General features: G+C 60.8%; 9 protein-coding genes and 1 pseudogene. 3 read left to right on the top strand and 7 right to left on the bottom strand.

Annotated features, from left to right (window positions below):
- Positions 1-37 precede the first annotated feature (37 nt).
- A complete protein-coding gene (locus ACN0YJ_RS12510; RefSeq protein WP_417496389.1) occupies positions 38-1,513 on the top strand; it encodes a hypothetical protein in 1,476 nt (491 codons plus the stop codon).
- Here the strand turns inward: ACN0YJ_RS12510 and ACN0YJ_RS12515 are convergent.
- The 4 genes from ACN0YJ_RS12515 to ACN0YJ_RS12530 form a co-directional block, all read right to left on the bottom strand.
- The gene (locus tag ACN0YJ_RS12515; protein ID WP_417496390.1) at positions 1,470-2,759 is read right to left on the bottom strand and encodes a glycosyltransferase; all 1,290 of its coding nucleotides are present in this window, start codon (positions 2,757-2,759) and stop codon (positions 1,470-1,472) included. The two genes, ACN0YJ_RS12510 and ACN0YJ_RS12515, sit on opposite strands and share 44 nt — an antisense overlap.
- An 18-nt stretch (positions 2,760-2,777) precedes the next feature.
- Positions 2,778-3,659 carry a 6-hydroxymethylpterin diphosphokinase MptE-like protein gene (locus ACN0YJ_RS12520; protein ID WP_417478108.1) on the bottom strand — a complete coding sequence of 294 codons (882 nt, stop codon included), beginning with the start codon at positions 3,657-3,659 and terminating at the stop codon, positions 2,778-2,780.
- 55 nt (positions 3,660-3,714) lie between these two features.
- The gene (locus tag ACN0YJ_RS12525; RefSeq protein WP_417478107.1) at positions 3,715-4,284 is read right to left on the bottom strand and encodes a D-sedoheptulose-7-phosphate isomerase; all 570 of its coding nucleotides are present in this window, start codon (positions 4,282-4,284) and stop codon (positions 3,715-3,717) included.
- A 141-nt stretch (positions 4,285-4,425) separates the two neighbouring features.
- Positions 4,426-7,608, bottom strand: a complete 3,183-nt coding sequence (locus tag ACN0YJ_RS12530; protein WP_417496391.1) for an FkbM family methyltransferase — start codon at positions 7,606-7,608, stop codon at positions 4,426-4,428.
- 411 nt (positions 7,609-8,019) lie between these two features.
- Here ACN0YJ_RS12530 and ACN0YJ_RS12535 point away from each other — a divergent pair, with 411 nt between their 5' ends.
- Both ACN0YJ_RS12535 and ACN0YJ_RS12540 read left to right on the top strand, forming a co-directional pair.
- Positions 8,020-10,566, top strand: coding sequence for an acyltransferase family protein (locus ACN0YJ_RS12535; RefSeq protein ID WP_417488817.1), 2,547 nt, complete (start codon positions 8,020-8,022; stop codon positions 10,564-10,566).
- 60 nt (positions 10,567-10,626) lie between these two features.
- Positions 10,627-13,149, top strand: a complete 2,523-nt coding sequence (locus ACN0YJ_RS12540) for an acyltransferase family protein (RefSeq protein ID WP_417488816.1) — start codon at positions 10,627-10,629, stop codon at positions 13,147-13,149.
- 9 nt (positions 13,150-13,158) lie between these two features.
- On the opposite strand, the gene ACN0YJ_RS12545 is transcribed toward ACN0YJ_RS12540, so the two are convergent.
- The 3 genes and pseudogenes from ACN0YJ_RS12545 to ACN0YJ_RS12555 all read right to left on the bottom strand — a co-directional run.
- Positions 13,159-14,679 (bottom strand): phosphomannomutase/phosphoglucomutase, encoded by a 1,521-nt coding sequence (locus tag ACN0YJ_RS12545; protein WP_417496392.1) that lies wholly within the window; start codon positions 14,677-14,679, stop codon positions 13,159-13,161.
- 123 nt (positions 14,680-14,802) lie between these two features.
- Positions 14,803-16,113 (bottom strand): UDP-glucose dehydrogenase family protein, encoded by a 1,311-nt coding sequence (locus tag ACN0YJ_RS12550; RefSeq protein WP_417478102.1) that lies wholly within the window; start codon positions 16,111-16,113, stop codon positions 14,803-14,805.
- A 71-nt stretch (positions 16,114-16,184) separates the two neighbouring features.
- A pseudogene (locus ACN0YJ_RS12555) lies at positions 16,185-16,420 on the bottom strand (hypothetical protein); the annotation flags it as partial.

Below are 16,420 nucleotides of genomic sequence, written 5' to 3' on the forward strand. Positions count from 1 at the left end.
TCGGAATGCCGCAAACCAAGATTAGGTCGGGAAGTTCATGAACCTCGAAAACGTAAATGTTATCAACGACCTGATTTCCAAGATCAGTGCGTTTGCGCTACAGGCCAAATATGGCCGGATCCGTGGCGGCGCCAAGCTCGCCACGAACTCACGCCGGGTCATGATCTATTCCAGCCATCTTGGCGGCCACCGGCATCTCTACGCCGCGCGCTTCGCGGACGCCTTGCACAAGCTCGGTTTTGAGGTCGATGTCGTCTATTGCGGCGAGCAGGATGCCACGTCGCTGCAATGGCTGTTGCATGATGCCACCCAGGCCACCTGGAAGGATTTCACGTCGCCGAGCATGAAGGGCATCAAGGATCTCGACGGCGTCCGGGTCGTGAGCCTGCGCAAGAGCATGCCGAGCGCCGCGTCCGAGCTTGAAGCCATTGTCGAATACCAGAAGGCCGAGAATATCGCCGTGACATTCTTCATGGATGGCGATGCGATGCTGAAGACATTCCTGGCGCAGGGCCAGGCGGGCAAGCCACGCTTCATCGGCAACACCTATGCGGTCTGCATCCGCTATGATTACCTGTATCGCCGCACGCTTCCCGCACGCCGCCTCAAGCATCTGGATGAGCGGCGCCACTGGCTGCGCGGGGTGATCTACGAGCACCTTCTCGTTCAGCCCGGCTATCTCGATGGCATCCTGGCGTCCGACGATGTCTACGCCCAGCGCCACACCGAGGCCGGCCGGGTCCATCTCATCGAGGAAGTCGGCCATTACGAGCCCGAGGAAGTCCTCACCGACGAGGAAACCACGCTCTACAAGCGCCTGGCCGGACGTTACCAGCAATGGAAGGGGCGCCATAAGGGCAAGAAGATCGTGCTTCTGTTCGGCGACCTCGAAGTGCGCAAGGGTTTTGATTTCCTGCTTCGGCTGGCGGCCGATCGCCCGGATCTGATCCTCGTGCGACTGGGCCGGATCAAGCCGGGCTACCAGGTGCTCAACTGGCGGGAAGTCCGCGCGCGGGAAAAACTCATCGAGGATGACCGCCTGCTTGAATTCAGCACCTATTGCGGCTCGCAGAAATTTATCGACCGGCTGTTCCGGGACGCCCATTACATCCCACTCGCCTACCGCAACCACGCCAGAACCAGCGGCGTCTGGCGCCAGGTGATGTCGTTCGGCAAACCGGTCATCTTCCCGTCCTACGGCGTCTGCGGTTTCCGCACCGAGGCCAATCGGGTCGGCCTGACCTATGAGCCAAACAACTACGACTCCTTCATCGCCGCATTCGACGAGCTCAACAGCAATTACGACGAATATGCCGAACGCGCGCAGGAATATTTCGACCGCCGCCTGTCGGACAAGGCCTTCGTGGCTACGCTGGAACACTGCCTGACGGAATCCGGCCTGATGCCGAAAGCGAGCCCGGTCAAGGCGATCGAGAATGAAGCGGTGGCTCCGGCAACGCCCGTGGCGGCTACTGCGCCGCGCCCGAGAGCACCTGCTCGTACAACTGCATGAAGCGCTGACGCTGCAGGGAAACCGAGCAGTTCTCGCCCATGAAGCGCCGGGCGGCCTTGCCATGAGCCTTCGCCAGTTTCGGATCGTCGCGATAGGCCTGGATTGCAGCCGACATGGCGACCACATCGAACGGGGCAATAACCCGGCCGGTCTCGCCTTCCTTCACGTATTCGGCATTGCCGCCCACGTCGAAACACACCGTGGGCAGGACGCTGGCCGCCGACTCCAGCAGGACCTGGGCGGAATTATCGCATCGTGACGGGAAGAGGAAAGCATCGGCCGTCGACAGGATGGCCGCCTGCTCGGCTTCCTCGCCGACAAAGCCGGGGCTGACGATCTGAAGCCCTTCAAAGTCCGGATGGCCGTCCAGATCACCGACATTTCCGATGATCACCAGGCTGGTCCGCTGTCTTTCCCGCAACTGCCCCGCCACGGCCGCGAACAGGTCGAAGGCCTTGCGGTGGTTCTTGGCGTTGGACAAGACCGCGGCAATGACGAAATTCTGCTTGGGAATGCCAAGCCGGGCGCGGTTGGCCTGGCTGGCCGAGCGCTTGAAAACGTTGAGATCGACACCGACCGGAATATGGGTAAAGGATGCCGCCTGGTCGAGCAGGCTGACGCGCGCCTTCTCAAGCAACCATTCCGATGGGAAAACCATATGGAAAGGCACGCCCTTGAAGGCCTTGCGCCGAGCCCCCCACATGATGGCGGAATTGTCCCGGTCGGGGCGGCGCAATTCGGCTTTTTCCGGCTCGACCGTGAGCTGGGGGCACGGGCCACAGCCATCCCGCCAGCGCTCACACTCCAGTGAATAAGCGCAATAGCCGGTGAAGGCCCACATGTCGGACAGGCGCCAGATCACCGGCTTCTCGCGCGCGATCGCCCGCAATGCCCGAAAATTGAAAAACGGCCGGTGCCCGCCGGCATGGAGCTGGCGCACCTCAAAAATGTCGGCGGATCGGACGAGGTCCGTATCCTTGAGACCGAAACTCTCCGGCGAGGCCCAAAGATCGCCGGAACCGTCACGCTTTTGATGTCGGCGCGCGAGGGCTTCAAAAGCCCGGACCTTCGCGTCGGGCACGTCCACCAGATCCTTCAGGCAATGAATATGGGGCGAGTCGCCCTTGACCGGTTCACCAACCACGACCTGGGAATCGATACCCTGGTCTCGCAGAGCCAAATGATGACGCCGCAAAGCCGTGCCGGCGCCGCCGCGGAGAGTATAGGTGAGATGGACGATGCGCATCGGAACTCTCTTTGAATGCTAGAAGAGGGAGTCAAAATTGACGCGGGGGAAGATGTCCAGTTTCGAGTTCTCACCCGCGTTGAACACCTCACGGCCGGAGCCGCGGAAGACTTCAAGCGCGCGCTTGTACGCATCTTCCTGGTAGGAGACGTAAGGGATGCCGAACGTGCCACCCACCTTGTGATAATTGTTGATGAAATGCGCTTCCTTGAGCATTTCAAAAACCTCGGGCGTGATGCGGATCTTCCCGGGGGGATAGGCTTTGGCCAATGGCCCATAGCTGTGATCACACCCGATAATGTAGACGGGGTTCAATCCGAGGAAGAAGGCGAGTTGCAGATTGATGTAGGTGATGGTCGAGCCGAGATAGACGATATTCGCGAAGTCGGTTGAGAAACCCGGATAGAATTCTTTCCAACGATTCTTGGTCGGATAGCTCTCAACGGCAACGTTCGCAAAAAGCGTGTCTTCATCCACCTTCTTGATCGCGTAGGAATTGTGGAGACCATAGATCTTGACCGGCCCCTTGACCTGGGCGAGCTGGTCGCGCCGGTCTTCCACCTGCTGGATATCTTCCATGGTGAAATAGGTGGTGTGAAATCCCATTTCCTTGAACTTCAGGAAGATCCCGTTCGACCCGATTGTGACCTCGTCCTTGAGCTTGGACAGATCCATCTGGCCCAGGCTTGGACCGTTTCCGATCACAAAACCGCGCTTGCCCTTGTGCTTGTTCCACAGCTTGGCGATCCGGCCCTGGTAGCCGGGGTCACGGGTGGTGAAGGGGAAGCCCTTGCTGAAATCGAGGCGCAAGGTCTCAAAATAGCGCGCCCGCGCGCGCTTCACACGGAGATAGCTCGCAAGCCGCTCCAGATGTGAAATATCCGAACTCCAGGATAACACATCGCCCCCCTAAATCGCCCTGCGCCGCAAATCTGCCGGCGCGCCCCGAATTGTATCAGTTCACAGGATATTCGGCTTGACCGACAAGCATGTCGACCACGGCCATGAGCCAACCCATATGAATGCACTCGACGATATTATAGGCACGGCTATCGACCCAAAAATCGATCTCCGCCATGCCACGCAATGGATTATCGCCGCCCGAGCCGGTGAAGGCGACAACGGGAATACCCTTGGACTTGGCATATTCGGCAGCCTTGACGGCATTGGGTGATTTACCGCTGACGGAGATCAGGACCAGGACATCGCCGGGGTCGCTGTAAAACTCGACCGCTTTGGCGATCCAGTTTTCATAGCCGAAATCATTTGAAAAACAGGTGATGAGATTGGGCTCGTTGAAATCAACCGCCCGCACGCGCCCCTGTTTGGTGAAGTCGACGGCGCCGTGCGACGAGATCGAAGCGCTGGCACCATTTCCGGCAAACATCAGCTTGCCGCCGCGCTCACGAACACTCAGGCACAGTTTATGGAATTCCAGCAATTGGCCATAGACCTGCTCGTCGAACATCAGGCCTTTGTACTTATTGAAATAATCACCAAGCCACGCGTGATCGACCTTCGACATGTCAGACTCCCAGAAATGATTTCGATCCAAGCCGCGTTCGCGACCGACCGGCTAGTGGTTCGATGCTAATTCTTGTAGCAATTTTTGTTCCGTTTGGAACGGTCATTCTCCGGATTTGCACAGTCGCCAACAGTGCCGGGCCTAGTCTCGAAAGCGCTTGAGACTGTCGCGCTTGATGGCCCAGACATTGAATGTCCCGACGCCGGACACGTGCGAAATCGGCCGGTGAGAGGTGGCGCGGAGATAGTTGTAAGACTTTGCCACCCCATAGGCGAAGCCGGCCCGCTCGAGGCGAACGAGAGCCTCGGACAAGCCGTCTGCCGTCTTGTCGGGGTCGATATGCCACTCCATGGTGAGCTGATCGACCCATTTCAGCTTGTCCTCGATCTCGGCCAGCACCCTGGGCTCGGCGCCTTCGATATCCAGCTTGAGATAATCCACCGGCCCGGTGATGTACTCGCTGAGCCGCACGGTATCGACTGTGATCTCATGGATGGCATCGCCAAAAGCCGTACGCCGCTCGGTCAGCGAACCCGCCATGGAGTGGTCTTCGGAGACGAAGAAGGTCTCCTGACCACCATGGTCGGACAGGGCCGCCGTGTGCACGTCGACATTGGTGAAACTATTGCGGCGGACATTCGCCCTGACCAGATCGGCATATTCCGCGATCGGCTCGAAGGCGGTGATCCGTGCGTCGGGATAGAGTAATTTCCAATAGACCGTGGACATGCCGAAATTCGCACCGCAGTCGATAATCACCGGGTCCGGCTTGTCGCTGTGGAAGTAGTATTCCTCATCAATCAGGATTTCATTGACCAGGGTCCAGAGCGAGCGGCGGTCGATGAACTCGATCTCGCCATGCGGGAGGCGCATGATATTGCCCTCGCACAGACGTGAAAGCATGTAGTCGCGGACATCCGTCTCGCGGCCGAAACCCCTTTCGGGCGGAGCCACGCTTGCGGCAACCTCTTCCAGTCTTTCCTTGCCATAGATCCGTTCCAGCGACCGCCAGACTGTGGCGGCCCGTCCGGTGAAGTCGAGGAGCTTGCCTTTGCCCTTCCAGGGCTGATCCAGCAAATTCGACAGGACTGCCGGGGAACCGGCGAGCTTGGCCGCAAGGACCGGCTCATCTCCCAGCGCGTGCTGGACGCTGGTTCGGAACCCGCCCACCCGCAGCATGGTGGAGGTCGCCTTGGCGAAGGCATCGCGGTCTGCAACGACCTTCAGGATCTCGGTTGTCAGCAGGCGCGCCGCATAGGCTTCATCGTCTCGCAGCGCATCCTTGGCTGCGTCGACCAATCGGGGGCTGTCAATCCGCCGGGCCGCGGGCTCGAGCACCATGGCATCATCGGCGACCGACTCGATGATTTGCTCATTGAGCAGCACCCGGGCGTATTCGAGATCGCGCATCATCAGTCGCTGGATCGCCAACTGGACACCCGTTGCGCGGATCGAGCCGGCAGCGACCGTCACAAACGCCATCGTATCTCTCGACTTGCGCAGAACCTCCTGGTCCAGCACCGCCCGCGCATAGGACGTATCATCCAGCAGAAGCGTACGAACAGCGCGGACCAGCGGCTCGGTCGTGAGCTGCCCCGCCGCGATCGTCCGGAATTCCGCCCCCCCCGCCGCGGCCTGCAGGAGCGTTTCGGTGATGATGCGATCCCGGTATCCGGCGTCGGATTCAAGCGCTGCCCGGATGGCAAGCTCGGCCGCCGGGCTCTTGATTTCACCGGCGGCGATCCGCTGAAGCTCAGGGGTGCCGCGCAGGTGTTCCAGAATTTCCGCGTCGATGATCCGGGCCCGCAAGGCCGGATCAGCGGAGATCGCAGCACGAACCGCCGCGATCATATAGTCCTGCCCGACCTGATGCGCCGCCACATGGGCGAAGACCGGGTCTTCAGACAGGTGCTCCAGGGCCTCCCGCGAAATCACCCGGCGGGCATAGTCAGCATCCGCCGCGACAGCCGTTTGGACCGCGTCGACGACCGGCGTGTTGTTGATCGCGCGCGCGGCTGCCGCCAGGAAGACCGGGCTGTCAGCCATGGCCTCCATGACAGACCCGGTGATGATACGGGCGCGGTAGCCGGCATCCGCTTCCAGCGCAGCGCGCAGGGCGTTGGCGACTTCATCACTGCCGATCTCTCGCGCAGCCGCGCGCCTGAAATCGGGTGTGGCGCGAGTGTGTTCCAGAGTTTCCGAGTCGATGATCCGGGCCCGCAAGACCGGGTCGCCGGTGATCGCGGCGCGCACCGCCTCGATCATATAGTCCTGCCCGACCAACCCGGTGACGACGCCGATAAAGCCCGGATCGTTGGACAGACGGGTCAGCGCCTTCGGGGCGATAACCAGGCGGGCATATTCGGCATCTTCGGCCGCGGCGCGCCGGACGGCCTGGATGACCCGCGCACTGTGAATCGCGTCCGCCGCGGCGTTGAGGAATTCCGGGTCCTTGCGCGCCGCCTTGTAGACCTCACCGCCCAGGATCGCCGTCCGGAAACCGGCATCCTGTGCCAGCCGGCCAGCAATATGCCCGACCAGTTCGCGGCTATCGAGGCGCTCCTCGATGATCGTCTGCAAGTCTTCACTGGCTGAAAGGTGGCGCAAGGCATCGAGGCCGATCACATCACGGGCATAGGCCGCATGCTCGCCGGTCCGGCGGGCGACGGCATCGACCAGATACGGATCTTCAAGCCGTGAGGCTGCTGCGTCGAGGAAGACCGGGTCAGCCAGGACATGGCTCAGCTGCTGGCGCGTCAGGACCGAGCGCGCATAATCCGGATTGCCGGCCAGGCGGCGTTTGACGGCCTCGCGCAGCGCCGGGCGTCCCAGCCCCTCGGCGGCGATGGAGTCGAACCGGGTCGATTCACTCAGATTGCGCAAGACGCGTTCATTCACCAGCTGCCAGGTCAGCCCCATGTCGGATTCCATACGCGCGCGCATGGCCTCCAGCATCAGGGGGCTGCCAGCCTGATCGACGATGCGTGCGACAAAGTCCGGTCGCGCCATCAAGGCGTCGAGGAAGGGGGCTCTCGACAATTGCGGCAGGATGGTCGCGGAGTCCGGGAGACGCTGACGCAGGGCGTCGAGCAGTAAATCGTCTGGAAGATGGGCCAGGATCGCGTCGGCATGGCCCGGCGTCGCAGCCGCGCGGGAGGACAGGTCAGGGCGCGCCAGAACCGACGCAGCGCGCTCGGGCTGCACCGCGACAGCCGCATCCAGCACCGCCTGGCCTTGGGAACCGCCCAAGGCGTCAATCAGCGCGGATCGGAAATCCGCCCAACGCAAAAGCAGGCCCAGGATACGCGTCAGAAAACTTTGCATATTCGCGCCGTCGATCCATTTTTCCGGTGGACGCCCACCGACACCTTGCGGCTAACGCGCCCGTCGTTTCGCGCGCACCGCACGCAGCGCAAGGTTGAGCTATTCGCCCACACCCATGCGGTCAGATATAGCGGCGAAAGCCTTGCTGGCCACCCGCGCCGTCATATCGCTCAACTCCGACGCGGATAGCCGGGCGTTGCAAAACACCCCGAACCCATCGCCGCACGACCCGAACATGTTGTGCAATATCGTTTCCAGTGCCGACTATTTGCCCCAACAGCAGTCGCTCGATTATCGCCATGTGGCCCACATTGACCGGCGAAACCCGACAGTCCATAAGCTCATGAACACACTATGATCATGAAGCTTTCACCGCATGATTTTTAACATCTATCACCTGGGCTACGGCAAATGAAGCTACTCGCGACAGTCCGGGAAGGATACCGGGCAGATATCGACGGCTTGCGTGCTCTTGCCGTACTTTCGGTTGTACTCTTCCATATCGACAAGAGCTGGGTTCCGGGCGGCTTCATCGGCGTTGATATCTTCTTCGTGATCTCCGGCTTTCTCATCACCGGCAATATCGCGCAGGACATTGAGCGCGGCAGTTTCAAGGTCACCGAATTCTACCGCCGCCGGATCCGCCGGATCATGCCCGCATTGTCGGTCGTGCTGCTGACCTGCCTACTGGTCGGGCAGATCCTGCTACTGCCTGAGGACATGCAGAATCTGACGCTCAGCGCCATTGCGTCGCAACTTTTCGTTGCCAACTTCTATTTCCTGCTGTCGGTCGACACGAGCTACTTCGCCGATGAAACGACGCTCCAACCACTGATTCACCTATGGACGCTGGGAGTCGAGGAACAGTTTTACCTGATCTGGCCACTGGCGCTTTGCGCGATTGGCGCGCGCCGCTTCAACCGCATTCTGATCGGCTCCCTTGTCCTGGTCGCAGTGGCGAGCTTTATCGCCGCCCAGATGATCGCGCCCGAGGCACCAATGGCGGCCTATTACATGCTGCCAACCCGTGTCGGGCAATTGCTGGCGGGGGCCCTTTGTTATTTTTTTCTGCAACAGATTGATCCCGCACAGCCATTCGCCGATCGGGTTCGGGAGTGTGTAGGGTGGGGCTCGCTCGCGCTTATCGTCGCGAGCCTGATCTGGATCAATCAGAGCATGACCTATCCAGGTGTACTGGCCATCCCAGTGACACTGGGATCGGCAGGCCTGCTCCTCATTGGCAATCTCGGCGGCTCATACGTGACCCGGATCCTCACCTTCCGCCCTCTGGTTTGGACCGGCCTGATTTCCTATTCACTCTACCTGTGGCACTGGCCGGTCGTGGCTTTCGCCCGATACTTCACCGGGGACCTTAACCTCGCAGGAAAGGGCCTGGCCCTCGTCGTAATATTCCTGCTGGCCTGGCTATCTTATCGCTGGGTAGAGGCACCATTCCGGGTCACCCGCGCCGGTTTCCGCCGCGTATTCTTGGCTCACCTCGTCTTGCCGACGGTGCTGATCGGCCTCGCATTCATCGGCATTCGCGCCACCCATGGCTTTGGTTTCTGGCAATTCAATTCCGGCTATGTGCAGCGTCTCGCTCAACTCGGGCCCGACAATGTACCCCGCATTCTGCCAAGCACCGCATCGCCATTTACCTGCCAAGGCGTCCATCTGGATCAAACCGATGTCACACTCCCGGCTTGTCGCATCAATAGTGTCGGTGAGCCGAACGCTCTGCTTTGGGGGGACTCCAACGCCGGACACTATGTCGGCACCGTGCGAGCCATCGCTGAGAGACTGGGCTTCAGCTTCCGCAACATTGCGCACGCCGCCTGCCCGCCACTGCTTCGACACGCATCCGACTTTGCAAACCCGCGCACGGCAGATCGTTGTGAGCAATCGGTTTCAGCAACACTCGAAGTTCTCGACGCATATCAATCCATCATCCTTGCCGCGAATTGGGAACACCACCTCGACCATAGCGGCGACCGTTTTCTGGAGGAACTGCGCGGCACGCTCGCGGAGCTAGGTGCACGCGGTCTTGATGTATTGGTGATCGGCCGCCTGCCGCAATTGTCATCCGTTGATCATGATTGTGAACGCAAGCGATTGCGCGTTCCCTTTATCACCTGCAGAAACCATGGGATGGTGCGCCGCGCGGCCGCCGATGAGGTAAACGCGACCATACGCGCCTTGGCCGAAGCCGCGGGTGCGCGCTACGTCGATTTCAATGACTACTTGTGTCCGGATGGTCACTGCCGGAGCGTGATCGGCGAGGTGAATGCCTATTACAATGTCGGGCATTTGAGCCAGCGCGGCGGCGAATTACTTGGCCAGGCGGTCATCAATGACAACGCCATTCTTGCCGCCTTCAGACCCATCGTCGCCATCAGCCCCAGCGACATGCCGGCCATCCCGGGCGGTCAGGCTGCCGATCGGCTGCCTTCGCTCATCGACCTGCTCCTGCCGGACATCTGGTCGAATCGGCGCGCCCTGCCTATGACGAGCGGATTGATGTTCCGCGATGAGTCCGACACCGCATACCAGTCGACCTATCTCACCCTGGCACCAGGCACACTGCCAGCCTCTGATGCGAGAATGCTCACCGTCACGACCGTCTTCCGGCGACTGGATTCGAGCCGCCCGCTGCTGCGCATCGGGACCACAGCGCCCGCCGGGCGCTTCGACTTCATCGTCAATGCCCAGGGCGACGGCGTGGACCTGCGCCGGGGTCAACCAGAGACCTGGACTGCGCAGGTCGATGACGATTTTATTCAGCTGACGGCAACGATTCCCTTCGATCCGGCAAATAGCGAACTGAGACTCGATATTCTCCCGGCGGTCGCCACGCTGCTCAATGATGATTATTCGGTCACTGCGACCGGGAGCATTTTGCTGGCGGATTTCGCGATCAATTATGCCACTATCGGCGCGCCTGCCGAGCCGTCACCCTGACTTGAGAGCGTGAATCGGACCGCTGCGCGCGCGGCGTCCAACTGCCAAGAGAGCCGATTGATGAACTATAAGCACTCCGGAACGACCTCGAACTACCGGCCGGATATCGACGGATTGCGCGCGCTCGCCGTGATGGCCGTCGTGCTCTTCCATATCGACAAGACCTGGGTCCCGGGTGGATTCATCGGCGTCGATATCTTCTTCGTGATTTCCGGCTTTCTGATTACCGGCAATATCACCTCCGATATCGAGCAGGGCCGTTTCAGCATTGCTGAGTTCTACCAGCGACGGATCAAGCGGATAATTCCCGCGCTGGTGGCGCTGATCCTGGTGACCCTCGTGGTCGGGCAAATCATCATGCTGCCTGCTGACTTCAAGGACCTGTCCCTCTCCTCCGTCTTTTCGATCCTGTCATTGGCGAACTTCTACTTCCTGTTCTCGGTTGATACCGGATATTTCGCGGACGATTCCACCACCATTCCACTGCTCCACCTGTGGACGCTCGGCGTTGAGGAGCAATTCTACCTGCTCTGGCCCCTTATCCTCGCGGCCTGGGGCTCGCGGGGTTATGGCCGCTATGTGCTGATTGGGCTCGGCGTCGTGGCGCTGGCCTCCTTCCTGCTCGCCCAGGCCGTGGCCCCGGCTGCGCCGATGACGGCCTACTACATGCTGCCGATGCGGGCCGGCCAGCTTCTCGCCGGGGCGATCTGCCTGCTCGTGGTCCGGCACCACTACCGAGAACTCCAGCTACCGCGCATCTTGCGCGAATTTCTCGCCATGCTGTCGCTGGCCCTGATCGCAGGCAGCCTTGTGTTCATCCATGAGGGCGATCTCTTTCCAGGCTTTCTCGCCCTGCCGGTCACGCTCGGCACTGTCGGGCTGATCTATGTCGGCAGTGTCGGCGGATCCCTAATCAACCGCGCACTATCCTTCCAGCCCTTTGTCTGGATCGGCCTCATCTCCTACTCGCTCTATCTGTGGCACTGGCCGGTCCTCGCCTTTACGCGCTACCTCGTCGGCGATCTCGACTTGCAGCTCAAGCTGATCTGTTTCGTGATCATGATCGTGGCCTCCATCCTGTCCTACCGGTTGGTTGAGCGCCCCCTCCGCCGGACCAAGGCCTCGCTCTCGCATATCTTCACCGTCTATTTCGCGGCCCCGACATTGCTCATTCTGGCGGTGACGGCGGCGGTCTTCACGACCGGCGGATTCGGCGTCTGGCGTTTCGACTCGACCTATGTTGCGCAAGTCGACCGGATGATTACTGGTGCCGGTCCGTCGACCGATGCCTCCTATATCTGTCAGCGCTTCATGCTTCGGGACAGCCACCTGACCAGAGCTGCTTGCCGCATCAATGCAACTGAGGAACCACCAATTCTCATGTGGGGTGACTCCAATTCCGGGCATTATGTCGGAACAATTCGGGAAATTGCGGATGAGGCTGGCTTCGGCTTCAGAAATGTTTCGATCTCCGCCTGCCCGCCCCTGCTGAACACATTTGGGCAATTTGCCCCGACGCGCTCGGTCGACCGCTGCAACGCCTCGGTCGAGATGGTGCGAGAGATTCTGCCGAATTATGACCACATCATCCTGGCAGCGAACTGGCAGAACAATCTTGAGCGCGGTGGGCAACCTTTTCTGGCTGCCCTGAGCGACACGATCCAGACGCTGACCGAAAATGGCACCGCAGTCCTGGTGATCGGCCGCGTGCCCCAGCTCGCACAATCCGATCCCACCTGTCCCATCAAGGCCATCCGTTTTCCCTTCCTGCGCTGTGCGGAACGCGCCGCAGTCGACCGAAGCGCTGTCACAGAGGTTAATCGAATCATCAGGTTAACCGCTGAATCGCTTGGCGCTGCCTATGTGGATTTCAACGACTATCTCTGCGAAGGGACGATCTGCCAGGGTCAGGTTGACGGTCACTATTCCTACTTCGACAGGGATCACCTCAATTGGCGCGGGTCGGAAAGGCTGGGCGCGGCGGTCCGGGCCGATTCTGACATCATCGATGCATTCCGCACCTGGGCGAATACCGATGCGACCGGTGCGGAGTCGGCGCGCATGTCCGGCCAAGCACTGACCATTAATTCGGACCTCTCCCTGATTGATTCGTCCGCATGGCGCGGGTCGGAGGTTTATCACACCGGCTCCATTCTACTGGCCAGCGACAACCGCGCGGTTTCCTTCCAGACTGCCAGGTTGGAAATCGGTGAAGCCGTACTCAACACGTATCCGGACGCTCACGCGGCGACATTGGAGATCATTCTTGAACGCTCGGTTACCAGCCTCCCCTTGATCCGGGTCACGCTTGAACCGACCGGGGAACGATTCGAATTTCTGATTGATGGGGTGGCCGGGCGCACCATCCCGCGCCGACAGGCGGATGAGACGAGGTGGACCGAGACCGTCACAGAAGAAAGTATCCGGCTGACCATCCCCTTCGACCTGCCAGCCGAAACCAACCGGATTGTCCTCGAATTGGTCCCGGCAGCGAGTGTGCCTGGAGCCGACAACGCATTTTCACGCGAGCATACGGGTTCGCTTACGTTGAGGGCCGCGGCACTGGAATTTGACGACCAGTAGTCGCAGCGATCAGAGTTTCTGGTCGAAGGCGCCGATTTCCGGATAGGCCGAGAGCAGGCCTTCAATCGCCGCAAACACGGAGGCGACATCATCGGCCGATTCCGTGCTCTCGATCACGACGACGAGATTGGGCGTATTGGAACTGGCACGCACCAGCCCCCAGGCCCCGCCCTCCAGCGTGAAGCGCACGCCATTGACCGTATTGACGTCGACAATCCGGCGCCCGGCCATCATCTCGCCGGCGGCATGGCGCGCCTCGATATCGGCGACGATGCGTTCGACCACACCGTATTTCACCTCATCGGCGCAGGCTGGTGACATGGTCGGCGAGCCAAAGCTGACCGGCATGGCGCGGCGCAGATCGGCCATGCTCTTGCCGGGATTGCGATCAAGCATTTGCAGGATGGCGCGCGCGGCCACCAGGCCATCATCATAACCGCGGCCAATCGGCGGCTGCAGGAAGAAATGGCCCGACTTCTCAAAGCCCGCCAGAGCGCCGAGCTCACGCGAACGGCGTTTGATGTAGGAATGGCCGGTCTTGTAATAATCCGTCTTGCAGCCATGTTCGGCGAGCACCGGATCAATCGCAAACAGGCCGGTCGATTTCACATCGACGACGAAAGTCGAATTGGGATAGAGCGGCGCCAGGTCGCGCGCCAGCATCAGGCCGATCTTGTCAGCGAAAATCTCCTCGCCTTCATTGTCGACGACACCGCAACGATCGCCATCGCCGTCAAAGCCCAGGCCGATATCAGCCTTGTGCTCGAGCACGGCATCGCGAATGGCGTGCAGCATTTTCATGTCTTCAGGATTGGGATTATAGCGCGGGAAACTGTGGTCGAGCTCGCAATCAAGCTCCACCACGTCGACGCCCATCGCCCGCAGGGCCTGCGGGGCGAAGGCCCCGGCTGTACCATTGCCGCACGCCGCAACCACTTTGAGTGGCCGCGCGATCGAGGCGCCCTCCGAGACGTCGGCGAGATAGCGTTCGGCCACGCCCGTCTGACGGACATAGCCGCCGCCGGCGCGGGACTGTCCCAGTCCGCCCAGGACGATTTCCTTCAGGCGCGACATCTCGTCGGGTCCGAAGGTGAGTGGCCGCTGGGCGCCCATTTTGACGCCGGTCCAGCCATTGGAATTATGGCTCGCCGTGACCATGGCGACGCAGGGCAGGTCGAGATCGAATTGCGCGAAATAGGCGGTGGGCGACAAGGCCAGCCCGATATCATGCACCTCGATCCCGGCATCCATCAGGCCCACTTCCAGCGCCTGTTTGACGCTCAGGGAATAGCTGCGGAAATCATGTCCGACCGCGATTTTCGGCGCGACGCCCAATTCATGGATCAACGTGCCCAGACCCAGCCCCAGCGCCTGGACGCCATACAGGTTGAGATCGGGCGCGACATCGGAGGCCGGATGCCCGAACCACCAACGCGCATCATATTCGCGAAAACCGGTCGGTTTGATCAGCGGCTCATTCTCGAAAGCGGACGTATTGGGCTTCAGTGTCGCTTGTGGGATCTGGCTCATTGGGCGCTTCCATCTGAATAACGGGTGGGTTGGCGCTGGCATGACCCTGCCAAACCTGGCGCCGGGACCAGAATTGGTCCGCATCATGCCGGCCGCGCCCCTGCCGGGCGCGGCGGCCAGGCGTCAGGCTGTCGGCCGCCCCACGCTCGAATAGGCGAAGCCGGCGCTGGCCATTTCTTCCGGTGAGTAGATATTGCGCAAATCAACAATGACCGGCGCGCGCATCGCCGACTTGATCCGCTCCAGATCAAGCGCCCGGAATTCATTCCATTCGGTGATGATCACCAGGACATCGGCATTCTCGGCGCAGAAATACGGGCCCGAAACGAATTCCACGCCGGACAGGAGTTTCTCCGCTTCCAGGGTTCCGGCCGGGTCAAACGCCTTGATGCGGGCACCGGCCTTTTGCAGGGCCGGGACGATCTCGAGGCTGGGCGCGTCACGCATGTCATCGGTGTTGGGCTTGAAGGTCAGACCCAGCACCGCGACAGTCTTGCCGGAGACATCGCCATCGCAGGCCGCAATCACCTTGTCGGCCATCGAGCGCTTGCGCGCATCATTGACCTCGACCACGGTCTCGATCAGCCGCAGGGGCGCGCCGGACTCTTGCGCTGTGCGCGTCAGGGCCAGGGTATCCTTGGGGAAGCAGGAGCCGCCATATCCGGGGCCGGCATGCAGGAATTTGCTGCCAATACGATTGTCCAGACCGACACCGCGCGCGACTTCCTGCACATTCGCGCCCACCGCCTCGCACAGGTCCGCCATCTCGTTGATGAAGGTGATCTTGAGGGCGAGGAAGGCGTTGGCGGCGTATTTGATCAGTTCGGAGGTGCGCCGGGACGTGAAGACAATCGGGGTCTCATTGAGGAAGAGCGGCCGGTAAATATCGTGCATGACCGTGCGGGCGCGCTCGTCATCAGTACCGACGACGACGCGGTCCGGATGTTTGAAATCGTCGATCGCGGCGCCTTCACGCAGGAATTCCGGATTGGAGACAACCGCGAAATCCGCGTCAGGCCGGGTTTCGCGGATAATGCGCTCGACTTCATCACCGGTGCCGACCGGCACGGTCGATTTGGTGACGACCACGGTATAGCCATTCATCACGCTCGCGATTTCGCGCGCTGCGGCATAGACATAGCTCAGATCGGCGAAGCCATCACCGCGCCGGCTCGGCGTGCCAACGGCGATGAAGACCGCATCGGCATCGCGTACGGCTTCGGTCAGGTCATCGGTGAAGCTGAGACGGCCCTCACGGACATTGCGCTGGACCAGCAAGTCCAGGCCAGGCTCATAAATCGGGATACCGCCGGAGCGGAGCGTCTCGACCTTTTCGACATTCTTGTCGACACAAATGACCTCATGGCCAAAATCGGCAAAGCAGGCACCAGAAACCAGGCCCACATATCCCGTCCCGATCATTGCAACACGCATGTCGAATTTCTCCTGCTTTGATTGCGTCCGGTATCGCTGACCCAGCGAGCCTGTGCAAGGGAAGATTGCCGCTAGGCGGGGCTCGGGGCCGACCGATCGGGCAGCAGCGCCCTGATCGCCGATTTTCCGAGTTTCAACAGCGGAAGTTCGATCAGGCGATGGCTGAGCCAGGCCAGCACAAGGCTCGCCAGCAGTGCGGCCGTGTAAAACACCGGGCTGGCGAAAACCGTCCCCGCCAGACAGGGCGCCAGGATCCGCGCCAGGATATCGAGCGCCAGGGCGTGACCGAGATAGGCGGCATAGGACC

The organism is Maricaulis sp. (genome assembly GCF_048270095.1).
Lineage (GTDB): Bacteria > Pseudomonadota > Alphaproteobacteria > Caulobacterales > Maricaulaceae > Maricaulis.